This is a genomic window from Streptomyces sp. NPDC026515, assembly GCF_055567595.1.
In genome coordinates, this window is the sequence record NZ_JBVHQD010000001.1 from 755,351 (window position 1) to 777,991 (window position 22,641).

The 22,641-nt window shown below is 70.9% G+C and carries 20 protein-coding genes; 16 read left to right on the top strand and 4 right to left on the bottom strand.

Annotated features, from left to right (window positions below; genetic code table 11):
* The first annotated feature begins 25 nt into the window (after positions 1–25).
* The 7 genes from ACZ4O3_RS03235 to ACZ4O3_RS03265 all read left to right on the top strand — a co-directional run bounded on the left by ACZ4O3_RS03235 (position 26) and on the right by ACZ4O3_RS03265 (position 5,271).
* Positions 26–661, top strand: coding sequence for an MBL fold metallo-hydrolase (locus ACZ4O3_RS03235; protein WP_362717898.1), 636 nt, complete (start codon positions 26–28; stop codon positions 659–661).
* Positions 662–697: 36 nt separating this feature from the next.
* Positions 698–1,477, top strand: coding sequence for an exodeoxyribonuclease III (locus ACZ4O3_RS03240; protein ID WP_384990037.1), 780 nt, complete (start codon positions 698–700; stop codon positions 1,475–1,477).
* Positions 1,478–1,493: 16 nt separating this feature from the next.
* Entirely contained in the window at positions 1,494–1,901 is a 408-nt protein-coding gene (locus tag ACZ4O3_RS03245) for a DUF6278 family protein (RefSeq protein WP_467720970.1), read from the top strand.
* Positions 1,902–2,051: 150 nt separating this feature from the next.
* Positions 2,052–2,828, top strand: a complete 777-nt coding sequence (locus ACZ4O3_RS03250) for an amino acid ABC transporter ATP-binding protein (protein ID WP_467720971.1) — start codon at positions 2,052–2,054, stop codon at positions 2,826–2,828.
* A 15-nt stretch (positions 2,829–2,843) separates the two neighbouring features.
* A complete protein-coding gene (locus tag ACZ4O3_RS03255; RefSeq protein WP_362717910.1) occupies positions 2,844–3,770 on the top strand; it encodes a glutamate ABC transporter substrate-binding protein in 927 nt (308 codons plus the stop codon).
* Between the two features lie 11 nt (positions 3,771–3,781).
* A complete protein-coding gene (locus ACZ4O3_RS03260) occupies positions 3,782–4,426 on the top strand; it encodes an amino acid ABC transporter permease (protein WP_467720972.1) in 645 nt (214 codons plus the stop codon).
* Positions 4,423–5,271: an amino acid ABC transporter permease gene (locus tag ACZ4O3_RS03265; RefSeq protein ID WP_362717916.1), complete on the top strand. Its 849-nt coding sequence runs from the start codon at positions 4,423–4,425 to the stop codon at positions 5,269–5,271. Before ACZ4O3_RS03260 ends, ACZ4O3_RS03265 begins: the two co-directional genes overlap by 4 nt.
* A gap of 43 nt (positions 5,272–5,314) precedes the next feature.
* Here the strand turns inward: ACZ4O3_RS03265 and ACZ4O3_RS03270 are convergent, their stop codons facing one another.
* The gene (locus ACZ4O3_RS03270) at positions 5,315–6,868 is read right to left on the bottom strand and encodes a CocE/NonD family hydrolase (RefSeq protein ID WP_467720973.1); all 1,554 of its coding nucleotides are present in this window, start codon (positions 6,866–6,868) and stop codon (positions 5,315–5,317) included.
* Between the two features lie 116 nt (positions 6,869–6,984).
* Complete coding sequence (locus ACZ4O3_RS03275) at positions 6,985–7,749, bottom strand: hypothetical protein (protein WP_362717923.1); 765 nt, start codon at positions 7,747–7,749, stop codon at positions 6,985–6,987.
* A 143-nt stretch (positions 7,750–7,892) separates the two neighbouring features.
* Between ACZ4O3_RS03275 and ggt the strand changes: the two genes are divergently transcribed.
* On the top strand, positions 7,893–9,689 hold the full coding sequence (gene ggt / locus ACZ4O3_RS03280) for a gamma-glutamyltransferase (RefSeq protein WP_467720974.1): 1,797 nt from the start codon (positions 7,893–7,895) through the stop codon (positions 9,687–9,689).
* A gap of 38 nt (positions 9,690–9,727) precedes the next feature.
* Here the strand turns inward: ggt and ACZ4O3_RS03285 are convergent, their stop codons facing one another.
* Both ACZ4O3_RS03285 and map read right to left on the bottom strand, forming a co-directional pair.
* Positions 9,728–12,271, bottom strand: coding sequence for an ATP-dependent Clp protease ATP-binding subunit (locus ACZ4O3_RS03285; protein WP_467720975.1), 2,544 nt, complete (start codon positions 12,269–12,271; stop codon positions 9,728–9,730).
* A gap of 149 nt (positions 12,272–12,420) precedes the next feature.
* The gene (gene map, locus ACZ4O3_RS03290; protein WP_362732275.1) at positions 12,421–13,200 is read right to left on the bottom strand and encodes a type I methionyl aminopeptidase; all 780 of its coding nucleotides are present in this window, start codon (positions 13,198–13,200) and stop codon (positions 12,421–12,423) included.
* A 57-nt stretch (positions 13,201–13,257) separates the two neighbouring features.
* Between map and ACZ4O3_RS03295 the strand changes: the two genes are divergently transcribed.
* The 8 genes from ACZ4O3_RS03295 (at position 13,258) to ACZ4O3_RS03330 (ending at position 22,613) form a co-directional block, all read left to right on the top strand.
* Complete coding sequence (locus ACZ4O3_RS03295) at positions 13,258–13,509, top strand: helix-turn-helix domain-containing protein (protein ID WP_362732273.1); 252 nt, start codon at positions 13,258–13,260, stop codon at positions 13,507–13,509.
* A gap of 126 nt (positions 13,510–13,635) precedes the next feature.
* Positions 13,636–15,018, top strand: coding sequence for a hypothetical protein (locus ACZ4O3_RS03300; protein WP_467720976.1), 1,383 nt, complete (start codon positions 13,636–13,638; stop codon positions 15,016–15,018).
* A gap of 216 nt (positions 15,019–15,234) precedes the next feature.
* Positions 15,235–16,077, top strand: a complete 843-nt coding sequence (locus tag ACZ4O3_RS03305) for a nitrilase-related carbon-nitrogen hydrolase (RefSeq protein ID WP_362728928.1) — start codon at positions 15,235–15,237, stop codon at positions 16,075–16,077.
* Complete coding sequence (locus tag ACZ4O3_RS03310) at positions 16,074–17,357, top strand: aspartate aminotransferase family protein (RefSeq protein WP_467720977.1); 1,284 nt, start codon at positions 16,074–16,076, stop codon at positions 17,355–17,357. Before ACZ4O3_RS03305 ends, ACZ4O3_RS03310 begins: the two co-directional genes overlap by 4 nt.
* A 187-nt stretch (positions 17,358–17,544) precedes the next feature.
* The gene (locus ACZ4O3_RS03315; protein ID WP_467720978.1) at positions 17,545–19,128 is read left to right on the top strand and encodes a PucR family transcriptional regulator; all 1,584 of its coding nucleotides are present in this window, start codon (positions 17,545–17,547) and stop codon (positions 19,126–19,128) included.
* Positions 19,129–19,298: 170 nt separating this feature from the next.
* Complete coding sequence (locus tag ACZ4O3_RS03320) at positions 19,299–20,141, top strand: nitrilase-related carbon-nitrogen hydrolase (RefSeq protein ID WP_384990022.1); 843 nt, start codon at positions 19,299–19,301, stop codon at positions 20,139–20,141.
* Positions 20,142–20,175: 34 nt separating this feature from the next.
* Complete coding sequence (gene hydA, locus ACZ4O3_RS03325) at positions 20,176–21,579, top strand: dihydropyrimidinase (protein ID WP_362718363.1); 1,404 nt, start codon at positions 20,176–20,178, stop codon at positions 21,577–21,579.
* Between the two features lie 11 nt (positions 21,580–21,590).
* A complete protein-coding gene (locus tag ACZ4O3_RS03330; RefSeq protein WP_467720979.1) occupies positions 21,591–22,613 on the top strand; it encodes a TIGR03842 family LLM class F420-dependent oxidoreductase in 1,023 nt (340 codons plus the stop codon).
* Positions 22,614–22,641 lie beyond the last annotated feature (28 nt).

The window sequence follows — 22,641 nt, forward strand, 5'->3', positions numbered from 1 at the left end:
ACGTTCCGGGGGCAGGATGGTGACCATGAAGCTCACGAAGATGTCCCACGCCTGCGTGCGTCTGGAGAAGGACGGGCGCACGCTCGTCCTCGACCCCGGAGGGTTCAGCGAGGAGGACGCGGCCGTCGGCGCGGACGCGATCCTGATCACGCACGAGCACGCCGACCACTTCGACGAGGGCCGGCTGCGGGCCGCGCTGGACGCCGACCCGGCCACCGAGATCTGGACCCTGAAATCCGTCGCCGACCAGCTCGCGGCGGCCTTCCCGGGCCGGGTGCACACGGTGGGCCACGGCGACGCCTTCACCGCCGCCGGCTTCGACGTCCAGGTGCACGGCGAACTGCACGCGGTGATCCACCCCGACATCCCGCGCATCACCAATGTCGGCTACCTGATCGACGGCGGCAAGGTCTTCCACCCCGGCGACGCCCTCACCGTCCCCGACCGTCCCGTCGAGACGCTGATGCTGCCCGTGATGGCCCCCTGGAACAAGATCTCCGAGGTCATCGACTACGTCCGGGAAGTGAGGCCGCGGCGCGCCTACGACGTCCACGACGCCCTGCTCACCGATCTGGCCCGCCCGATCTACGACCGCCAGATCGGCGCCCTGGGCGGTGCGGACCACCAGCGGCTGGCCCCGGGGACCTCGGCGGACGTCTGAGCCGCGCTGTCACAGGGGCCCGGTAGGTTGTCAGGCATGCGCATCGCGACCTGGAACGTGAACTCGATCACCGCCCGCCTGCCGAGGCTCCTCGCCTGGCTGGAGAGCAGCGGCACCGACGTGCTCTGCCTCCAGGAGGCAAAGGTCGCCGAGGCGCAGTTCCCGACCGGGCAGCTGCGCGAGCTGGGCTACGAGGCGGCGGTCCACGCCACCGGCAGGTGGAACGGCGTGGCGGTGCTGTCCAGGGTCGGCCTGGCGGACGTCGTCAAGGGCCTGCCCGGCGACCCCGGGTACGACGGGAGCGTGGAGCCCCGCGCGATCTCGGCGACCTGCGGCCCGGTCCGGGTCTGGTCGGTGTACGTGCCCAACGGCCGCGAGGTGGAGCACCCGCACTACGCCTACAAGCTGCAGTGGTTCGAGGCGCTCAAGGCGGCCGTGGCGGGGGACGCGGCCGGCAGCCGCCCCTTCGCGGTCCTCGGCGACTACAACGTGGCACCGACGGACGACGACGTCTTCGACCCGGCCGCCTTCGAGGGCCTCACCCATGTCACCCCGGCCGAGCGCGCGGCCCTGACCGCGCTGCGCGAGACCGGCCTGTCCGACGTGGTCCCGCGCCCCCTGAAGTACGACCACCCCTACACCTACTGGGACTACCGCCAGCTCGCCTTCCCCAAGAACCGCGGCATGCGCATCGACCTGGTGTACGGCAACGAGCCCTTCGCCAAGGCCGTGCAGGACGCCTACGTCGACCGCGAGGAGCGCAAGGGCAAGGGTGCGTCCGATCACGCTCCGGTGGTGGTGGACCTGGAGGTGTAGGTGTCAACCTGGGTCCATGAACATCCCCTTCCTGGGTAACAGGCATCCCCACACCGGTGGCGTGCCCCTGATCGCCGACCCCGATCTGCTCGCCGAGTGCGAGCTGCTGCGCGCCCAGGCGGCCGAGGAGGGTGTCACGCTCGACGACACCCCGGCTTCACTGGAGGCCCTCGACCAGTTGATCCCGCGCTGGCGGGACGACGAGGAGACCCTGACCTGGCTCGGCACCGACGCCGGCCTGTACCTGGGTACGGTCCTGATCCGGACCGTGCCCGGCGCGCACTGGGAGATCCGCACCGACGGGGAGCCGGTGGTACGCCTGGAGTCCGGGCGTGAGTTCGAGGTCGTCGAGTCCGGCCACGGCTGGGCCGCGAGCGGGGTCCCCGAGCTCTCCCAGCTGTACGCGGAGGTGTCCGAGGCCTGACCGACGGCGCCGTCGCGGCGACGACGGCACCGCGATAAAGACGGCGTAAATACGGCTAATGCCCGAAAAGTGCGTGTCGTGCCTCAAGCCCACCCGCGGGTGGATAGTTTGCGGCAACCACGACACAGCTGAGAGTGGGTAGGGCTGCGTATGGCCGTCGATACTTTGATCGAGCTGCGTGACGTCAACAAGTACTACGGGGACCTCCATGTCCTGCAGGACGTCGATCTCACCGTCGGCAAGGGGGAGGTGGTCGTCGTCATCGGCCCCTCGGGCTCGGGAAAGTCGACGCTGTGCCGCACGATCAACCGCCTGGAGACCATCCAGTCCGGCAGGATCACGCTCGACGGGCAGCCGCTCCCCGAGGAGGGCAGGGCCCTCGCGAGGCTCCGTGCCGAGGTCGGCATGGTCTTCCAGTCCTTCAACCTGTTCGCCCACAAGACGGTCCTGCAGAACGTCTCCCTCGCCCAGATCAAGGTCCGCGGGCGCAGGAGGGAGCAGGCCGACCGGCACTCGTACGAACTCCTCGACCGCGTGGGCCTGTCGGCGCACGCCCGGAAATTCCCCGCACAGCTCTCCGGCGGCCAGCAGCTGGGGGCACCTCCCAGGCCCTTCGGGCACTGGGGGAGGGTGGCCACCGCCCGTGCCCTCGCCATGGAACCCAGGGCCCTCCTCTTCGACGAGCCGACCTCGGCCCTCGACCCCGAGATGATCAACGAGGTCCTCGACGTCATACGGCAGCTCGCCCGGGACGGCATGACCATGGTGGTCGTCACCCACGAGATGGGCTTCGCCCGCTCCGCCGCCCACCGCGTGGTGTTCATGGCCGACGGCCGGATCGTCGAGGACCGTGCGCCGCAGGAGTTCTTCACCGCCCCGCGCAGTCAGCGTGCCAGGGACTTCCTCTCCAAGATCCTCAAGCACTGAGCGGGGAGCGCGACCATGTTCCGTACCACCCGTGCGCCCGCCGCCCCGGCCCTGCTGAGCGCCCTGTCCGCCGCGCTGCTCGCCGCCGCGGGCTGTGGCAAGGAGGGCAGCCCGCCCGGGAAGGGCCCGGCGGCCGAGACCCTTCCCCACTACCAGGTGGCGCAGAACGTCCGGCTGCCCGCCTCCCCGACCTGGACCCGGGCCAGGCGGCGCGGCTACTTCGTGGTGGGTGCCAAGGAGGACCAGCCCTACCTCGGCGAGCGGGACCCGGCCACCGGGGTCTACTCCGGCTTCGACATCGAGATCGCCAAGATGGTGTCCGCCTCCCTCGGCCTCGCCCCGGGCACCGTCCGCTTCCGGACCATCGCCTCCGCCAACCGCGAGACCGCCCTGCAGAACGGCCAGATCGACTACTACGTCGGCACCTACACCATCAACGCCAACCGCAGGAACCTGGTCGGCTTCGCCGGGCCCTACTACCTGGCCGGCCAGTCCCTGCTGGTGCGCCACGACGAGAACGACATCCACGGCCCCCAGGACCTGGCCGGCAAACGCGTCTGCTCGGCCGCCGGTTCGACGCCGTACCAGCGGATCAGGGCCGACTACCCGAAGGCGGTCCTGGTCGCCTACGACACCTACTCCGTGTGCGTGGACAACCTGCTCACCTACCAGGTCGCCGCCGTCACCACCGACGACGCCATCCTCGTCGGCTACGCGGCGAAGGCCCCCGGCGAGCTCAAGGTCGCCGGCAAGCCCTTCTCCCGGGAGCCGTACGGCATCGGCGTGCCACGCGGCGACAGCGCCCTGCGTTTCGCGATGGACGACGCGTTGGAGGCCCGTGAGAAGAACGGCGACTGGAAGAAGGCGTACGACGCGACGCTCGGCCTGTCCGGCGTCCCCGCCCCGAAGCCGCCCCCGATCGACCGCTATCCCGCGAGCTGACCGAGGACGGCATGAACGTACTGACCGACAACGTCCACACGTATGCCGAGGGCTTCCTCGGCACCGTCGAACTGACCGTCTGCGCCTCGGTGCTCGCCCTGGTCCTGGGTTTCCTGATGGCGTCCTTCCGGGTCGCCCCGGTCGGCTCCCTGCGGATCATCGGCACCGCCTGGGTCACCGTGCTCCGCAACACCCCGCTCACCCTGCTGTTCTTCGCGGTGCTGCTCGGCCTGCCCCGGTTCGGGCTCGTGCTGCCCTTCCAGGTGTTCGCGGTCCTCGCGCTCGGCTGCTACACCTCAGCGTTCATCTGCGAGGCGCTGCGCGCCGGCATCAACACCGTGCCCAGGGGACAGGGCGAGGCCGCCCGAAGCCTCGGCATGACCTTCGGGCAGACCCTGGCCCTGGTGATCCTGCCCCAGGCGTTCCGTTCGGTCATCCCGCCGGTGGGCTCCACCCTCATCGCGCTCGCCAAGAACTCCGCGATCGCGGGGGCGTTCAGCGTCACCGAACTCCTCGGCACCTACAAGACCCTGACCGAGCTCGGCTACGACATCGTCTGGACCTTCGTCTGGATCGCGGCCGGCTACCTCGTCATCACCCTGGCCGTCAGCGCCCTGTTCACCGTGCTGGAGCGGAAGTGGGGGATCGCCCGATGACCGAGGCCACCGCGCTCTACGACGTCCCCGGACCCGTCACCAGAAGACGGCACACGCTGTACGGGGTCCTGTCGACCTTCGTCATCCTCGGCCTGGTCGCCTGGATCCTGAACCTCCTCTTCGACACGGCCCAGTTCACGCGCACGAAGTGGATGCCCTTCGCCTACAAGGGAATCCAGGAACTCCTGCTGCGAGGCCTCGGAAACACGCTGGTGGCCTTCGCGACGGCCGCTGTCCTCTCCCTGGCGCTCGGCGGCCTGCTGGCCACCGGACGGCTCTCCGAGCACCGTGCGGTGCGGTGGGCGGCCACCGTCGTCGTGGAGTTCTTCCGGGCCATGCCCGTCCTGGTGATGATCTTCTTCATCTTCGTGGCGCTCAAGGTCCATCCGCTGCCCGCCCTGGTCGCCGGACTCACCCTCTACAACGGCTCGGTGCTCGCCGAGGTGTTCCGCTCCGGGGTGAACAGCGTCGAACGCGGCCAGCGGGAGGCCGCGTTCGCGCTCGGCATGCGCAAGACCCAGGTCATGTCCTACGTCCTGGTGCCGCAGGCCGTGCGGGCCATGCTGCCCGCCATCATCAGCCAGCTCGTGGTGGCCCTCAAGGACACCTCGCTGGGTTATCTCATCACCTACGAGGAGTTCCTCCATGCCGGGAAACTGATCGCATCCAACCTCGACTACGATTTGCCCTTCATCCCCGTGGTGATGGTGATCTCGCCGATCTACATCGGGATGTGCATGTTGCTCTCGTGGTTCGCCGGCTGGGTGGCCAGGAGGGAGCAGCGCAGTCCCAGGACCGAGGCCGCCGAGGTGGCCCCGGCCGAACCAGGGACGCTGCTGCCGTAGGGGGCGGCAGCCAGGGCCAGGCCCGGCCGGCGGCAGCCGGAGATCACTGCTCGCGCAGCGGAACGGACACGTACGACGGGTCGTCCACCGGCGAGGAGAAGGTCAGCTGCGCGCCGGACGGGTTGTGCTCGATGTAGAGCGGGTCCACCGTGTCGACCACCAGCGCGAGCCGGTGCCCGGCCGGCACGTCGTAGGCCGTGGAGAACAGGTCCAGGTCCACGTCGAACGCCTTGCCGGGGGAGCGGTCGTACCAGGTGTACGGCGCGTTGGTGACCAGCTTGCCGAGGCCGAGCGGGCCCACGTCGTACAGGTAGGCGACGAGGGTGCCGCTCTCCCCGGTCGGGGTGAGGGTGGTGTGCAGCCGGGCCGTACCGCGCACCCGCTGGGCGCTGCCGTAGCGCTCGGACTGCCAGACGGCGGCCCAGCGGCGGGGCAGCAGCGGGATCGACGCGACCGGCGGCAGCCGGGCTATCTGGTCGAGAAGGCCGGACAGGAGGACCACCCCGCCGTCCGCGCCCGAGTCGACGTTGGCGTGGATCGTGGTCGAGCCGGCGAGGGCGACCTTCCGGCGGGTGGCGCCCACCGACTTCCAGTCGGGGTAACCCTCGTAGCCGCCGTCGGTACGGGACTTGAGCTGGACCGGCGGCTCACGGTCGATGCCGTTGCCGTCGCCCTTGAGGTAGTGGTCGAACCAGCGCTCGGTGTCGGTCCACACGTCGTTGGGCAGCCCCAGCAGCCCGGTCAGCTCGGCGGTGGCGTGGTCGCCCGGGCGCAGCTCCAGCCGCTTCGGGACGGTCAGCCTCCCGTAGAAGTCGGCGTACTGGTTGGCCGGGAAGATGCTGTCGCTCCAGGCGTTGGCCATGAAGACGGCCGCGCCGTTCTGGTTGAGCTGGTCGACACAGGTCGCGACGGAACGTTTCTCTCCCCAGGCGATCATGTCCTGTTCCCGGTCCAGGTTCGAGGCGTAGAAGTCCTTGAAGATCTGCCGTACTTCGGGGCTCTCCCGCCCGGTGAGAGTCGCCGAGCCGTCCAGGAGGGCGGTGGCCTCGACGTGCTGGGTACGGCCCGAGTAGATCGAGTCGATCAGATCGGCCCAGCCGCTGAGCGCGCCGACCGCCTTGATCCGCTTGTCGTGCGCGGCGGCCAGCAGGCTGATCCCGGCGCCGTAGGACACCCCCGCGATGCCGATGTGCCCGGGATCCGCGGCGGTGTTGGCGAGCGCCCAGTCGATGACCTTGGAGGCGTCCGCGACGTCCGGCGGGCCGGCCACCTCGATCTGTCCGCCGGACTGCCAGAACCCCCGCACGTTGTAACTGAGCACGATGTAGCCGGCGTCGGCGAGTCTTTGGGCCTGGGCCAGGTATTCGACCTGGGGCAGCGACCAGCTCGTGGGCAGCACGATGAGCGGGTGGTGCCCGGTGGCGTCGGCGCCTGCGGGTGTGACGACGTTCGCCTTCAGGACCGTGCCGCCGTCGCCGGTGATGTCGACGAAGCGCACGGACGCGGCGGCCTGTGCGGCCGGTGCCAGGCCGATGAGGGTGCCGGCGATCAGGGCCGCCGAGACGGCCCCCGCGGCGGTGGTGCGACCGTGTCCCATGGGTCACTCCTCACTCGTGTCAGTGCAAAGTGACCCGACGGTAACCGCGACCTCTTACCGCAAGTAACCCGTCGGTAAGTTACGTGCCAGTAACGATTGTTGAATGGCGCGGGCGTTCAGGAGGCGCGGTGCGAGGAGCGGGGCGTCTCGGTCGCGGCGGGCGGCAGCGGGGCCTGCGCGGCGCGGCTGACGTCCTCGACGAGTTCGACCACGTCGGGCCCGTACGCCTGCGAGTTGACCACCTTGAGGAGCAGCACGAAGGTGTTGTTGCCGTGCTTGCGGGCGAGCCGCTGGTGATTGCGGGCGAGATAGCGGGTGGCCGCCTGATTGGTGATCGCGCGTTGCCCGCAGAAGAGGAACACCGGCCGGGCGTCGGGGCGTTGCCCGGCGGTGAGCCGGGCGAGCAGGACGTACTCGGTGATGCCCGGGTCGAGACGGTAGCGCTCGGCGCCGATCTGGAAGGCGCCGCGGTCCGGTCCCGGCTCCGGGTCCACGTTGACCCGCACGCCCGGCAGCATCGCCGACATGTGCGCCACCATGCGCCGGTTCGACCCGGGCCCGCCCACACAGAACTCGGTGCGCTCGCCGAACCCCTGCTGGACGTTGTCCTGCGTCACCACCTGGAGGTTGGCACCGCAGTCCTTGATCAGCGCGGCCAGTTCCAGGAGCGCGAACACGTCGAAGCGGTGCACGGCCGGTTCGGAGGTGGCCGGATCGCGGTTGACGACCAGCAGTGACTCCGAGTTCTCCGGCAGCCCGAAAAAGGCCTGCTTGCGGCGCAGGCCGCGCCGCCACAGGGCGGTGCGGGCCAGCCAGCCGAGCGCCGCGCTGATGCCGGCGGCCACCACGCCAAGGATAATGTTGCGCAGGTCGTCATTCATGGGCGCGCATGCTAGCGGTCGCGGATGGCCGGAACGTACCCGTGTTCGATGTGTGGCGGTCGTATGACAGTGCCCTGAATGTGGCTGTCGGGACCGGGGCCCCGCCGATACGCTGCGCGGACGTTCCGGAACTGGAGGTGCGGATGCGTCGCCCTGTCACGCGGAAACTGACCGTTCTGGCGGTCTCGGCCGTCGTGGTCTCGGTGGGGGCCGCGGCACCCCCCGCGTCCGGCGGCGCGGGCGTCGCGAAGTCACCGGTGGCCGTCGGCTACGGCGGCGCGGTCTCCAGCGTGGACGCGGACGCCACCGCCGCCGGTGTCGAGGTACTCCGCAAGGGCGGCAACGCGGTCGACGCGGCCGTCGCGACCGCCGCCGCGCTCGGGGTCACCGAGCCCTACTCCTCCGGCGTCGGCGGTGGCGGCTATTTCGTCTACTACGACGCCAAGTCCCGCCAGGTGCACACCATCGACGGCCGCGAGACCGCGCCGCTGACCGCCGACTCCGGCCTCTTCACGGAGAACGGCAAGCCGCTCTCCTTCGCGGACGCCGTCAGCAGCGGGCTCAGCGTCGGCACCCCGGGGACGCCGGCCACCTGGCAGACCGCGCTCGACCGGTGGGGGACCGAACGGCTCGGCACCGTACTCAGGCCGGCCGAGCGGATCGCACGCGACGGATTCGTCGTCGACGACACGTTCCGGTCGCAGACCGCGTCCAACGAGACGCGCTTCCGGTACTTCCCGGACACGGCCGAGCTGTTCCTGCCGGGCGGGCAGCTGCCGGCGGTCGGCTCCACCTTCAAGAATCCCGACCTGGCCCGGACCTATCAGGAGCTGGGACGCAAGGGGGTCGCGGCGATCTACCGCGGAGACCTCGGCAAGGACATCATCTCGACGGTCAACAAGCCTCCGGTGGACCCCGGTTCGGGGTGGAACGCCCGGGCGGGCAAGCTGTCGGCGAAGGATCTGGCCGCGTACCGGGCCAAGGCGCAGGCGCCCACCGAGACGTCGTACCGCGGGCTGAAGGTGTACTCGATCGCGCCGTCCTCGTCCGGCGGGACGACCGTCGGGGAAGCCCTCAACATCCTGGAGAACAGCGACCTCTCGAAGGCGAGCGAGGTGCAGTACCTGCACCACTTCATCGAGGCGAGCCGGATCTCGTTCGCGGACCGCGGCAGGTGGGTCGGCGACCCCGCGTTCGAGGACGTGCCGACGAGGGGGCTGCTGTCCCAGCGGTACGCCGACGAGCGCGCGAAGCTGATCAGCGACGACGCGGTGCTGACCAGCCCGGTCGCACCGGGCGACCCCGAAAACCCCGGCTCGGCCGGTACGCCGGCGCCGACCACGTACGAGGGCGAGAACACCACGCACCTCACGGTCGCCGACAAGTGGGGGAACGTCGTCTCCTACACGCTGACCATCGAGCAGACCGGCGGCAGCGCGATCACGGTTCCCGGGCGGGGGTTCCTGCTCAACAACGAGCTGACCGACTTCTCGTTCACGCCGGCGAACCCCGCGGTGCACGACCCGAACCTGCCCGGGCCGGGGAAGCGGCCGCGGTCCTCCATCTCACCGACGATCGTGCTCGACAAGGCCGACAGGCCCGTGGTGGCGGTCGGTTCGCCCGGTGGGGCGACCATCATCACCACCGTGCTCCAGGTGCTGACCGAGTTCCTCGACCGGCATCTGCCGTTGGTGGACGCGATCGCAGCGCCCCGGGCGTCGCAGCGCAACGCGGCGAAGACCGAGTTGGAGCCCGCGCTGTACAACGACCCCGTGCTGCGGGGCAAGTTGGAGGCCATCGGGCATTCGTTCTCGCTGAATCCCGAGATCGGTGCGGCTACCGGGGTGCAGCGGCTGCCGGGCGGGAAGTGGCTGGCGGCGGCGGAGACGGTGCGGCGGGGCGGGGGAGCCGCCCAGGTGGTGGACCCGGCTCGGCGGTAGCGCGGTCGCGGAGCGGGGGGCACGACCAGCCCCCGCTCCTAGAGGGGCGCATTTTCCGGGCGGAACTCCAGGCGGCCGTCCGTGACGTCCACCGTCACCGTGCCGCCCTCCGAGAACGTGCCGTCCAGGAGCAGCCGGGAGAGCTGGTTGTCGACCTGCCTCTGGATGGTCCGCCGTAGTGGTCGCGCGCCGTATTCCGGCTGGTAGCCGTGTTCTGCCAGCCAGTTGACCGCGGCGTCCGTGAAGTGGGCCGTGATGCCCTGGGCGTGCAGCATGCGGCGGGTGTGCTCCAGGAGAAGCTCGGTGATCTGGTGCAGCTGGTCGCCGGTGAGCTGGCGGAAGACGACGATCTCGTCGATGCGGTTCAGGAACTCCGGGCGGAAGTGCTCCCGGAGCGGGCGCAGGACCTGTTCACGGCGGGCCTCCTGCGTCGCCTCCTCCCCGCCGGGGCCGAAGCCGATGCCGGCGCCACGCCTGGTGATCACGTCCGAGCCCAGATTGCTCGTCATCACGATGACCGTGTTGGTGAAGTCCACCGTGCGGCCCTGGGAGTCGGTCAGTCGGCCGTCGTCCAGGACCTGGAGCAGGATGTTGAAGACGTCCGGGTGGGCCTTCTCCACCTCGTCGAGGAGCAGGAGCGAGTAGGGGTGGCGGCGCACCACCTCGGTGAGCTGCCCGGCCTCCTCGTGACCGACGTAGCCGGGCGGGGCCCCGACCAGGCGGGAGACGGTGTGGCGCTCCTGGTACTCGCTCATGTCCAGGCGCACCATCCGGTCCTCGCTGCCGAACAGGACCTCCGCGAGGGCGCGGGCCAGTTCGGTCTTGCCGACACCGGTCGGGCCGAGGAAGAGGAAGCTGCCGATCGGGCGGTCCGCGCTGGAGAGCCCGGCGCGGGAGCGGAGCACCGCCTCGGAGACGACGGCGACCGCCTCGTCCTGGCCGACGACCCGCTGGTGCAGATGAGCCTCCAGGCCGAGCAGCCGTTCCTTCTCCTCCTGGGTGAGGCTGCTGACCGGGATGCCGGTCTGGCGGGACACCACCTCGGCGATCGCCTCGGCCGTCACCTCCAGGTTCATCCCCTCGTCCGCCAGGTCCTCGCCGGAGACCTCGGTGATGCGCGTCTTCAACTCCACGACGCGGTCGCGGAGCTGGGTCGCGTGCTCGTACTGCTCGTCGGCGACCGCCTGGTCCTTGTCCCGGGTGAGCTGCTCGATCTCGCGCTCCATGGCCCGTACGTCGCTGCCCTTGGCCCGGGAGCCGAGCCGGACGCGGGCGCCGGCCTGGTCGATCAGGTCGATCGCCTTGTCCGGCAGCCTGCGGTCGGTGAGGTAGCGGTCGGACAGTTCCACGGCCGCGACCAGGGCCTCGTCGGTGTAGCGGACCTGATGGTGGGCCTCGTAGCGGTCGCGCAGGCCGCGCAGGATCTCGATGGTGTCCGGGACGGTGGGCTCGGGAACCAGGATCGGCTGGAACCGGCGGGCCAGTGCCGCGTCCTTCTCGATCTTGCGGAACTCCTCCAGCGTGGTCGCGCCCACGATGTGCAGCTCGCCCCGGGCCAGTGCCGGCTTGAGGATGTTGCCCGCGTCCATCGAGCCGCCCTCGCCGCCGCCTCCGGCGCCGACCACGGTGTGCAGTTCGTCGAGGAAGACGATCAGTTGCTCGGAGTGGGCGCGGATCTCCTTCACGATGGTGGTCAGGCGTTCCTCGAAGTCACCCCGGAAGCGGGTGCCCGCGACCACGCCGGGCAGGTCGAGGGCGATCACCCGGCGCCCGGAGAGGATGTCCGGCACGTCCTGGTCGGCGATCCGCTGGGCCAGGCCCTCGACGATCGCGGTCTTGCCGACACCGGCGTCGCCGATCAGCACGGGGTTGTTCTTGCCGCGCCGGGAGAGCACCTCGATGGTCTGCTCGATCTCGTCGTCGCGGCCGATGACCGGGTCGATCCGGCCCTCCCCGGCCAGCTCGGTGAGATCGCGGCCGTACTTGTCCAGCGTGGGCGTGCCGGTATGACGGCGGCTGTCCGTACCGGTGAGGACGCGGTCGGTGTCCGGGACGTCGGCCGGCAGACTCGCGGCGAAGCGGGCCGCGTTCAGGATGTGTCCGGCGGCCGAGTCCGGGTTGGCGGCCAGCGCGCCCAGGACGTGTTCGGGGCCGATGTATCCGGCGCCGCCGGACCGGGCCAGATCGTGGGCGTCCAGCAGGGCGCGCTTCACGGCCGGGGTCAGGGACAGCGAGGTCGGCGGGGGCGCCTCGCCGGGCGGGTGCTGGACCGGTCCGGCGCGGCCGTCGATCTCCGTGGCCAGCGAGTCGGGATCCGCACCGGACCTGCTGAGCAGGGAGCGGGTCGGCTCCGCGGTCAGCGCCGCGCGCAGCAGATGTTCGGTGTCGAGGTCCCGGCTGCCGTGTTCGGCGGCGTACTGGGCGGCGCCCCGGACCAGTTCCCGGGCGGGCTGGCTGAGCAGTCTGCCGATATCGACCTGACGGGGGCCCTGGCGCTCCCCGCCGCCGCCGAAGAAGCGGGCGAGGAACTCTCCGAAAGGATCCTGTCCGAAGTCGTTCGGTCCGGGGTAACCGCTGCTCATGAGCGTTCGTTCCGTTCCGGCGTCCCGGCGCCTGGCGGGACGCGCTCGCTGGTCGACGTGCCGGTCCGCGCGGGTGCCCCCGGGAGGACCCGGTCACACCACCTTCGCACGCCTGCCCGAAGGGGGCATGTCCAGCACTTCGCCGGCTCTCAGTTCTCCGGACTCCGCTCCGTGAGGATCCGCGGCCCCGCCTCCGTGATCGCCACCGTGTGCTCCACGTGCGCCGCGCGGGATCCGTCGTTCGTGCGCAGGGTCCAGCCGTCCGGAGCCTCGTGGTAGCCGTCCCGGCCACCGGCGATCAGCATGGGCTCGATCGCGAGGGCCATGCCGTGCCGGAGCGGCAGGCCGCGGCCGGGACGGCCCTCGTTGGGTACCTCCGGGTCCTCGTGCATTCGGCGGCCGATGCCGTGCCCGCCGAAGCCCTGCGGGATGCCGTAGCCGGCCTCGCGGCAGACCCGGCCGACGGCGTGCGCGATGTCACCGATGCGGTTGCCGACGACCGCCGCCGCGATGCCCGCCGCCAGGGCCCGCTCGGCCGTTTCGACCAGCCGTACGTCCGCCGGGCGCGCCTTTCCGACCGTGAAGCTGATCGCCGAGTCGCCGACCCAGCCGTCGAGCTCCGCCCCGCAGTCGATGGAGACCAGGTCGCCGTCGCGCAGCCGGTAGGAGGTCGGGATGCCGTGCACGATCGCGTCGTTGACCGAGGCGCAGATGACGGCGGGGAACGGGGTGGCCGCGAACGAGGGCCGGTACCCGAGGAAGGGGGAGGAGGCCCCGGCCGCGCGCAGCACCCCGCGCGCCACCTCGTCCAGCTCGAGGAGGGAGACGCCGACACCGGCGGCCTCCCGTACGGCCGTCAGGGCCTGCCCGAGGACCTGGCCCGCGCCGTACATCGCCTCGATCGATACGTCTGTCTTCAGTTCCACCATGCCAATTACTATACCGGCTTTCTCGACCGGCTAAGAATCACGGCTTAGGATGGGGGCATGGTGCGCACCCCCCTCACCCCGGAAGAGCGCGAACGCGGCGAGCGTCTCGGGCAGATGCTGCGCGAGGCGCGCGGTGACCGGAGCATGACCGAGGTGGCGGCCGAGGCCGGCATCTCGGCCGAGACGCTCCGCAAGATCGAGACCGGCCGGGCGCCGACCCCCGCTTTCTTCACCGTCGCCGCGCTCGCCCGTGCGCTCGGCCTGTCGATGGACGAACTGGTGATCCGCTGCGCCCTGGTCCCGGTGTGACGCGCATCGGTCAGGATCCCGCAATGAGGACTCCGCGCGCCCGCTGAAAACTCCCCGTAGCGGCCCCGTAACACGACTGGTGTTGCCTACGAAGCCGGAGTGTTCCGGTCGGGCGGGAGTCGAGCGATGACTGTGGATCAACTCCCGGGACGAATGCGGGAGTTCGCAAACTACCTCAACGGTCTGCTGGCACGCCTGGACCAGGGCGGCGGCTGGTGCGCGGTGTTCTGGCAGCGCGATCCCGACGGTATGCGGGCCTGCCTCGGCGCACGGGAGGTTCCGCCCTGGGACGTGGTGGCCGCGCTTCTCCAGGACCTCGCGACCACCTACGGTCCCGAGGCGGCCGCCCGCGCCGCGGAACAGGCCCGGCAGCTGCACGCCGGCGCCCTCGCCGCCTACGACGCCCGGCCGGGCGCCCGGGAGGATCTGGTCGACCGCCTCGACGTCATGCTCCGCGAGCAGCGTTACGCCGCCGAACGGCTGGCCCAGGTCGGCCGCGCGTACACCTCCGCGCACTCCCGCGAGGAGGCCGAGTCCCTCGACGTCGACCTGGCCTGGGCCCGCGACGACCACGAACGGGCCTCCGCCCGGTGTGTCGAACTCCGGCACCGGATAGGCCGGCTGGAGCGAGAGTACGAGCCGGCAGCGCCGCCCGACGAACCGGCCGCCGAACCGCGGGCGACCGCCCGCGCCACCGCGGCCGGCACCGCCACGGCGCCGGCCGCCCCGGAGCCGGCCGAAGTCCCGGCCTCCGCTGCCGGCCCGGACCCCGCCCCCGCCAGACCGCGCAAGCGGCGGCGGGGCAGTGCCCGGTTCGCCGGGATGGCGGAGGACGAAGTCCCGCCCGCCGCCGTACCGCAGACGCCGGCGGTGCCCGTGCCCGTGGCTCCCGACGGCCGCCGCACCCCGCGCGGAGCCCGGTTCGCCGGGGCCGCCGAGGCGCCGGCGGGGCCGGAGCCGGTCGCGGAGCAGGCCGACGAGGAGGCGGCACAGGCCGTGGCGGGGGCCGTGGCGCGACTGGAACGGCTGCGGTCCGAGAGCCGCACCGGAGAGGCGCACGCGCTGCTGGCCGAGGCCGCGCAGTGGCCCGCCGCCCGCTTCCCGCTGCTCGCGGACGCCCTCCAGCGGGCCGGGCTCGGCGCCGACTGGGCCACGCTGCTGTGGGAGACGGCCTCGCTGCCACCCGCCCGGCTGGTGGCAGCCGCCGACGCGCTGACCGCCGCGGGCAGGACCGCCGACGGCCGGCAGATCCTCCGCCAGGGCGTGGTCCGCCCCGCCGCGGAGATCGGCGAGGCCGTCCTCGTGCTGGACACGGCGGGCCGGCACCGGGAGGTCCGGGCCCTGCTGGACACCTACGTCCAGGTCCGCCCGCCGGAGGAGGCGGCGCACAGCGCGGAGCCGGACCCGCACCGCCTGGCGCCACTGCTTCTCCGCTCGGCGCGGTCGTTCTCGGACCGCTGCTACTGGGATGTGCTCCACGCCCTGCGCGTCGCGGGCCTCGCAGCCTGACCGGCCTCGGTCGGCGCGCCCTTCCAGGGCGCGGGAAACCGCGCGACCACCCCCACGCACCGGCACCCGGCAGGCGGCCGAAGCGACGGCGGAGCCCTCCGACTCGTCCACCGGGGTAAGAAACGAGATCGACTCGGCGGCTTAACGACGATGGTCTTGGCAAGGACTCCGAGGACGCCTACTTTCGACCCTCTACGGGCGTAGAAGGAGCAGCTCATGGCCAACGTCGTACGCGCCGCTCTGGTCCAGGCCACCTGGACGGGCGACACCGAGTCCATGGTGGCGAAACACGAGGCGCACGCCCGCGAGGCGGCCCGGCAGGGTGCGAAGATCATCGGATTCCAGGAAGTCTTCAACGCCCCCTACTTCTGCCAGGTCCAGGAACCCGAGCACTACCGCTGGGCCGAGCCGGTCCCCGACGGCCCCACGGTCCGTCGTATGCAGGAGCTGGCCCGCGAGACCGGCATGGTGATCGTCGTCCCGGTCTTCGAGGTCGAGCAGTCCGGGTTCTACTACAACACCGCGGTCGTGATCGACGCCGACGGCAGCGTCCTCGGCAAGTACCGCAAGCACCACATCCCGCAGGTCAAGGGCTTCTGGGAGAAGTACTACTTCAAGCCCGGGAACGCCGGCTGGCCGGTCTTCGACACCGCCGTCGGCAAGATCGGCGTGTACATCTGCTACGACCGCCACTTCCCGGAGGGCTGGCGGCAACTCGGCCTCAACGGCGCGCAGCTGGTGTACAACCCGTCGGCCACCTCGCGCGGCCTGTCGGCCTACCTCTGGCAGCTGGAGCAGCCCGCGGCAGCCGTCGCCAACGAGTACTTCGTCGCCGCCATCAACCGGGTCGGCCAGGAGGAGTACGGGGACAACGACTTCTACGGCACGAGCTATTTCGTCGATCCACGTGGGCAGTTCGTGGGGGAGGTCGCCGGCGACAAGGACGAGGAACTCGTCGTCCGCGACCTCGACTTCGGCCTGATCGACGAAGTGCGGCAGCAGTGGGCCTTCTACCGCGACCGCCGTCCCGACGCCTACGAAGGGCTGGTACAGCCGTGAACGACCTCTTCGCCCGCCACCGCCAGGTCCTGCCCGACTGGCTGGCCCTCTACTACGACGAGCCGCTGGAGATCACCCACGGCGAGGGCCGGCACGTCTGGGACGCCGACGGCAACCGCTACCTCGACTTCTTCGGCGGCATCCTCACCACGATGACCGCGCACGCCCTCCCCGAGGTGACGAAGGCGGTGAGCGAGCAGGCCGGGCGGATCATCCACTCCTCCACGCTCTACCTGAACCGCCCGATGGTCGAACTGGCCGAGCGGGTCGCCCACCTGAGCGGCATCCCGGACGCCCGGGTCTTCTTCACCACCTCCGGCACCGAGGCCAACGACACCGCCCTGCTGCTCGCGACGACCTACCGCCGGACCAACACCATCCTGGCGATGCGCAACAGCTACCACGGCCGTTCCTTCAGCGCCGTCGGCATCACCGGCAACAAGGGCTGGTCCCCGACCTCCCTCTCGCCGCTGCAGACGCTGTACGTCCACGGCGGCGTCCGCACCCGTGGCCCGTACGCCGAGCTGAACGACCGTGACTTCATCGCGGCCTGCGTGGAGGACCTGCGCGACCTGCTCGGCCACACCCGGCCGCCGGCGGCGCTGATCGCCGAGCCCATCCAGGGCGTCGGCGGCTTCACCTCCCCGCCCGACGGCCTGTACGCGGCCTTCCGCAAGGTCCTCCAGGAGCAGGGCATCCTCTGGATCGCCGACGAGGTGCAGACCGGCTGGGGCCGCACCGGCGAGCACTTCTGGGGCTGGCAGGCGCACGGCCAGAGCGGCCCGCCGGACATCGTGACCTTCGCCAAGGGCATCGGCAACGGCATGTCCATCGGCGGGGTGATCGCCCGCTCCGAGATCATGAACTGCCTCGACTCCAACAGCATCTCGACGTTCGGCGGCACCCAGATCACCATGGCGGCGGGCCTCGCCAACCTGTCGTACCTCCTGGACCACGACCTCCAGGGCAACGCCCGCCGGGTGGGCGGCCTCCTCATCGAACGTCTCCGCTGCGTCGCCGCCCAGCTGCCCGGCGTACGGGAGGTCCGGGGCCGTGGCCTGATGATCGGCGTCGAACTGGTCAGGCCCGGCACGGACGAGGCCGACCCCGAGTCCGCCTCGAAGGTCCTGGAGACGGCGCGCGAGGGCGGCCTCCTGATCGGCAAGGGCGGCGGCCACAACACGAGCGCGCTGCGCATCGCGCCACCGCTGTCCCTGACGGTCGCGGAGGCGGAGGAAGGCGCCGCGATCCTCGAACAGGCGCTGAGGAGTGCCTACTGAGCGGTCGGCCGGAAGCGTGCCCGGCAGGCCGTGTGCCGACCGAGGCGCCGTCGTGGCCGCTCGCGCGGTTCCCCGCGCCCCTGACGGGGCCTCAGGCAGCGCCCCCCCAAGGCGCGGGGAACCGCGCGACCAGCCCCCACCGGCCCGCAGCTCCGAACGCACCGATCCGGACCAAGGGACACGCGAGATGACCGCCACCTGGGATCCTCCGAACACCGCACACGCCCCCACCCTGTCGGTCCGTCAGGTCCTGTCCCTGGAGCGGGTCCTGGCCGGTGACCCCGAGGTCGTCGCCGGCGCCGCCCACCTCGACCGTCCGGTCCGCTGGGTGCACGTCGCCGAGGCCCCCGACGTCGGCGTCATGCTCACCGGCGGCGAGATGGTCCTCACCACCGGTGTCCTGCTGGCGGACGACGCGCACAAACAAGCCGAGTACATCCAGTCCCTGCACCGGGCCGAGGCCGCCGCGGTCGTCCTCGGCCTCGGCCGGGCCTTCCCCTCCCCACCCGAGGCCATGCGCCGCGCGGCGGACCGCTGCGGCCTCCCCCTGGTGGTCCTGCACCGCCCGTTCCCCTTCGCCGAGCTGACCGAGGAGGTCCAGTCCCGGCTGGTCCGGCGGAAGTTCGCCGCCGTCAGCCTCTCCGAGTCGGTCCGCACCGTGCTCACCGGACTCATCACCGCCGGCGCCCCCCTGCAGAGCCTCCTCGACGAGGTCGCCGGGCACAGCGCCTGTCCGGTCGTCGTCACCAACCTCGCCCACCGGGTCCTGGCCACCGCGGGGGAGCGGTCGGCCGTGGACGACGTGCTGCGTGACTGGGAGCGCATCTCCCGGCAGGCCGGCGGCGGCGAGGGCGGCGGCTGGATCCGCGCCGAACTCGGCGGCCGCGGTGAGCGCTGGGGGCAGATCATGCTCTGCGGCTACCGCGGCGACACCGCCACCGGGCGGCTGCTCGCCGACCGTGGCGCCGAGGCCCTCGTCCTGCACCGCATGCTCGGCGGCGGTTCCGCCCACAGCTGGGAGGAGCAGTCCGCGCAGAGCCTGCTCACGGACCTGGTCTCGGGGGTCGTACCGGCCCGGCAGCTGCTGCCCAGGGCGCGGGCGGCCGGACTGCCGGTGAACCGGCGGACCTTCGTCCCCGTCGTCGTACGGGACGCCGAACCGGCCCAACTGGAGCGGACCCTGCGTCTGCTGGGGCTGCCCGGACTCGTCGCCGAGCTCACCGAGCGGGTCACCGCCGTCCTGCTCAGCCTGGCCCGGGACCAGGACGCCGACGCCCTCGCCGCGCACTTCGCCGTCCGCCTGCACGGCGAGTCGGCGGAGCCGCACGTGGTGGTCGCCGCGGCCGGCCCGCGTACCGCCTGGGACGACGTGCCCGCCGGTCTGCGCGAGGCCCGGCACGTGGCCGACGCCGTGGCCGACTCCACGGCGGCCCTCGACCTGCCACCCGTCGTCCGGCTCAAGGACGTACACCTGCGGGGCCTGCTCCGGCTGCTCCGCGACGACCCGCACGTCCAGTCCTTCGCCGAGCGCGAGCTGGACGGGCTGCTGTGCGGAAAGGGCGTCGACCAGGACCTGCTCGGCGTCCTGCGGACCTACCTCGCCACCGGGCGCAACAAGTCCCGCACCGCCCAGCTGCACCATGTCTCGCGGCCCGCGCTGTACCGCCGTCTGGAGGCCATACAGGCCCGGCTCGGCGTCGACCTCGACGACTTCGAACAGGCGGCCTCCGTGCACATCGCGCTCCTCGCACACGACGCGCAACAGGGGTGAAATATGCGACGACCTGGGAAAACGGCGGTGAAACATGAGCCGACGACCGTGTGACACCGTGACACGCGGAGCGCCCGCAGACGTGACACGCTGCCACTCAAAGCCCGCTCGCCGACTTCCTAGGCTCCTCGCACATCGAGCGACACACGCCCGAGCGACCGGAGGTCCCGATGAGCCGAGTGATTCGTGCCGCCCTGTTCCAGACCGCCTGGACCGGCGACAAGGAATCGATGATCCAGGTCCACGAACAGGCGGCCCGCGACGCGGCCGCGCAGGGAGCCCAGGTCCTGTGCTTCCAGGAACTGTTCTACGGACCCTACTTCTGCCAGGTCCAGGACAAAGCGTTCTACGAGTACGCCGAGCAGGTACCCAACGGCCCGGTCGTCCAGCGTTTCCAGGCCCTCGCGCGGGAGCTGGGCATCGTCCTGATCCTGCCGGTGTACGAGGAGGAGCAGCCCGGCGTCCTCTACAACACCGCGGCCGTGATCGACGCGGACGGTTCCTACCTCGGCAAGTACCGCAAGCACCACATCCCCCAGGTCCCCGGTTTCTGGGAGAAGTTCTACTTCCGTCCGGGGAACGCGGGCTGGCCGGTCTTCGAGACCGCGGTCGGGAAGATCGGCGTCTACATCTGCTACGACCGGCACTTCCCGGAGGGCTGGCGGGCGCTGGGCCTCGGCGGCGCCGAGATCGTCTTCAACCCGTCGGCCACCTCGCGCGGACTCTCCCGCTACCTGTGGCAGTTGGAGCAGCCGGCGGCGGCCGTGGCCAACGAGTACTTCGTCGGCGCGATCAACCGGGTAGGTGTCGAGGACCTGGGCGACAACGACTTCTACGGGACCTCTTACTTCGTGGACCCGGAGGGGCAGTTCGTGGGCGAGGTGGCCTCCGACAAGGAGACCGAGCTCGTCGTCCGCGACCTCGACCTGGCCAAGCTGCGCGAGGTCCGCGACCGCTGGCAGTTCTTCCGGGACCGCCGCCCGGACGCGTACGGCCCGATCACCGCACCGTAACCGCACCAGAGCCGAGCAGGGCAGGAGAGGGAGAATGAGCAGCCGTACCGTCATCCGGGGCGGACTCGTCATCACCGCGTCCGACGAGATCCACGCCGACGTCCTGATCGAGGACGGCCGTATCGCCGCCCTCGCCGCCTCCGCGACCCCCGTCGCCGAGACCTTCACCGCCGAGCGCACCATCGACGCCACCGGCAAGTACGTCATCCCGGGCGGTGTCGATGCCCACACCCACATGGAACTGCCGTTCGGCGGCACCTTCGCATCCGACACCTTCGAGACCGGAACCCGCGCCGCCGCCTGGGGCGGTACGACCACGATCGTCGACTTCGCCGTGCAGAGCGTCGGGCACGGTCTGCGCGAGGGGCTCGACGCCTGGCACGCCAAGGCCGAGGGCAACTGCGCGATCGACTACGGCTTCCACATGATCGTCTCCGATGTGAACCAGGAGACCCTCAAGGAGATGGACCTGCTGGTCGAGGAGGGGGTGACCTCCTTCAAGCAGTTCATGGCCTACCCCGGCGTCTTCTACTCCGACGACGGCCAGATCCTGCGCGCCATGCAGCGCTCCGCCGAGAACGGCGGCCTGATCATGATGCACGCCGAGAACGGCATCGCCATCGACGTGCTGGTGGAACAGGCGCTGGCCCGCGGCGAGACCGACCCCCGCTACCACGGCGAGGTGCGCAAGGCGCTGCTGGAAGCCGAGGCCACCCACCGCGCCATCCGGCTCGCGCAGGTGGCGGGTGCGCCCCTGTACGTCGTGCACGTCTCGGCGATGGAGGCGGTGGCCGAGCTGGCACGGGCGCGTGACGAGGGGCTGCCCGTCTTCGGCGAGACCTGTCCGCAGTACCTTTTCCTGTCGACCGACAACCTCGCCGAGCCCGGCTTCGAGGGCTCGAAGTACGTGTGCTCGACCCCGCTGCGGCCCAGGGAGCACCAGGCCAAGCTCTGGCAGGGCCTTCGGACCGATGACCTCCAGGTGGTCTCCACCGACCACTGCCCGTTCTGCTTCGTCGGCCAGAAGGAGCTGGGGCGGGGCGACTTCTCGAAGATCCCCAACGGCCTGCCCGGTGTCGAGAACCGCATGGACCTGCTCCACCAGGCCGTCGTCGACGGGCACATCTCGCGCCGGCGCTGGATCGAGATCGCCTGCGCCGCTCCGGCCCGGATGTTCGGGATGTATCCCAAGAAGGGCACCATCACCCCGGGTGCCGACGCCGACGTCGTGATCTACGACCCGCACGCCGAGCAGATCGTCTCCGCGGAGACCCACCACATGAACGTCGACTACTCGGCGTACGAGGGCAGGCGGCTCACCGGCCGGGTCGAGACGGTCCTCTCGCGCGGCGAACCCGTCATCACCGAGCGGGAGTACACCGGACACGCCGGGCACGGCGTCTACACCCCGCGCTCCACCTGTCAGTACCTCAACTAGGAGTGGCGCTTATGGACTTCGGACTCGTCCTGCAGACCGATCCGCCGGCCTCCCGTGTCATCAGCCTGATGAAGCGGGCCGAACGCAACGGGTTCTCGTACGGCTGGACCTTCGACTCCGCCGTGCTGTGGCAGGAACCGTTCGTGATCTACAGTCAGATCCTGGCCAATACCACGAAGTTGACGATCGGGCCGATGGTCACCAACCCGGGCACCCGTACCTGGGAGGTCACCGCCTCCACCTTCGCCACCCTCAACGACATGTTCGGCAACCGCACGGTCTGCGGCATCGGCCGCGGCGACTCCGCGATGCGGGTGGCCGGGCGCAAGCCCAACACCCTCGCCCGGATCAGCGAGGCCATGAAGGTCATCCGCGCCCTCGGCAGCGGGGGCGAGGCCGACCTGGGCGACGGCACGGCGATCAGGTTCCCGTGGATCAAGCCGGACGCCCGGCTCCCGGTCTGGATGGCCGCGTACGGGCCCAGGGCCCTGAAGATGACCGGTGAGGAGGCCGACGGGTTCATCCTCCAGCTCTCCGACCTCTACCTCACCGAGTACATGGTCAAGGCGGTCAAGGAGGCGGCGGCCGCCGCCGGCCGCGACCCGTCCGAAGTGACGATCTGCGTCGCCGCCCCCGCCTACGTCACCGAGGACGACTCGCCCGAGGCCCTGGCACACGCCCGCGACCAGTGCCGCTGGTTCGGAGGCATGGTCGGCAACCACGTCGCCGACCTGGTCGCCAAGTACGGCGAACACTCCTCCCAGGTCCCCGAGGAACTCACCGACTACATCAAGTCACGTCAGGGGTACGACTACTCGCACCACGGGCGCAGCGGCAACCCCGACACCGAGTTCGTCCCCGACGAGATCGTCGACCGGTTCTGCGTCATCGGACCGCCCGAGAAGCACATCGAGAAGCTGAACGCACTGCGTGAACTGGGCGTCGACCAGTTCGCCGTCTACGACATGCACGACGCGCAGGAGGCCACCATCGACGCCTACGGGAGCAAGGTCATCCCCGCCGTCAACGGTTAGCCCATTCCTGGCAATTGGTCTCCCCCTT

Bases quoted from the DNA above. Each gene is read 5' to 3' on its own strand.
- ACZ4O3_RS03270 (WP_467720973.1), bottom strand. From the start codon at position 6,868: ATGGGACACGGTCGCACCACCGCCGCGGGGGCCGTCTCGGCGGCCCTG.
- ACZ4O3_RS03240 (WP_384990037.1), top strand. From the start codon at position 698: ATGCGCATCGCGACCTGGAACGTGAACTCGATCACCGCCCGCCTGCCG.
- ACZ4O3_RS03320 (WP_384990022.1), top strand. From the start codon at position 19,299: ATGAGCCGAGTGATTCGTGCCGCCCTGTTCCAGACCGCCTGGACCGGC.
- ACZ4O3_RS03255 (WP_362717910.1), top strand. From the start codon at position 2,844: ATGTTCCGTACCACCCGTGCGCCCGCCGCCCCGGCCCTGCTGAGCGCC.
- hydA (WP_362718363.1), top strand. From the start codon at position 20,176: ATGAGCAGCCGTACCGTCATCCGGGGCGGACTCGTCATCACCGCGTCC.
- ACZ4O3_RS03330 (WP_467720979.1), top strand. From the start codon at position 21,591: ATGGACTTCGGACTCGTCCTGCAGACCGATCCGCCGGCCTCCCGTGTC.
- ACZ4O3_RS03315 (WP_467720978.1), top strand. From the start codon at position 17,545: ATGACCGCCACCTGGGATCCTCCGAACACCGCACACGCCCCCACCCTG.
- ggt (WP_467720974.1), top strand. From the start codon at position 7,893: ATGCGTCGCCCTGTCACGCGGAAACTGACCGTTCTGGCGGTCTCGGCC.
- ACZ4O3_RS03275 (WP_362717923.1), bottom strand. From the start codon at position 7,749: ATGAATGACGACCTGCGCAACATTATCCTTGGCGTGGTGGCCGCCGGC.
- ACZ4O3_RS03250 (WP_467720971.1), top strand. From the start codon at position 2,052: ATGGCCGTCGATACTTTGATCGAGCTGCGTGACGTCAACAAGTACTAC.
- ACZ4O3_RS03300 (WP_467720976.1), top strand. From the start codon at position 13,636: ATGACTGTGGATCAACTCCCGGGACGAATGCGGGAGTTCGCAAACTAC.
- ACZ4O3_RS03235 (WP_362717898.1), top strand. From the start codon at position 26: ATGAAGCTCACGAAGATGTCCCACGCCTGCGTGCGTCTGGAGAAGGAC.
- map (WP_362732275.1), bottom strand. From the start codon at position 13,200: ATGGTGGAACTGAAGACAGACGTATCGATCGAGGCGATGTACGGCGCG.
- ACZ4O3_RS03265 (WP_362717916.1), top strand. From the start codon at position 4,423: ATGACCGAGGCCACCGCGCTCTACGACGTCCCCGGACCCGTCACCAGA.
- ACZ4O3_RS03245 (WP_467720970.1), top strand. From the start codon at position 1,494: ATGAACATCCCCTTCCTGGGTAACAGGCATCCCCACACCGGTGGCGTG.
- ACZ4O3_RS03285 (WP_467720975.1), bottom strand. From the start codon at position 12,271: ATGAGCAGCGGTTACCCCGGACCGAACGACTTCGGACAGGATCCTTTC.
- ACZ4O3_RS03305 (WP_362728928.1), top strand. From the start codon at position 15,235: ATGGCCAACGTCGTACGCGCCGCTCTGGTCCAGGCCACCTGGACGGGC.
- ACZ4O3_RS03260 (WP_467720972.1), top strand. From the start codon at position 3,782: ATGAACGTACTGACCGACAACGTCCACACGTATGCCGAGGGCTTCCTC.
- ACZ4O3_RS03295 (WP_362732273.1), top strand. From the start codon at position 13,258: ATGGTGCGCACCCCCCTCACCCCGGAAGAGCGCGAACGCGGCGAGCGT.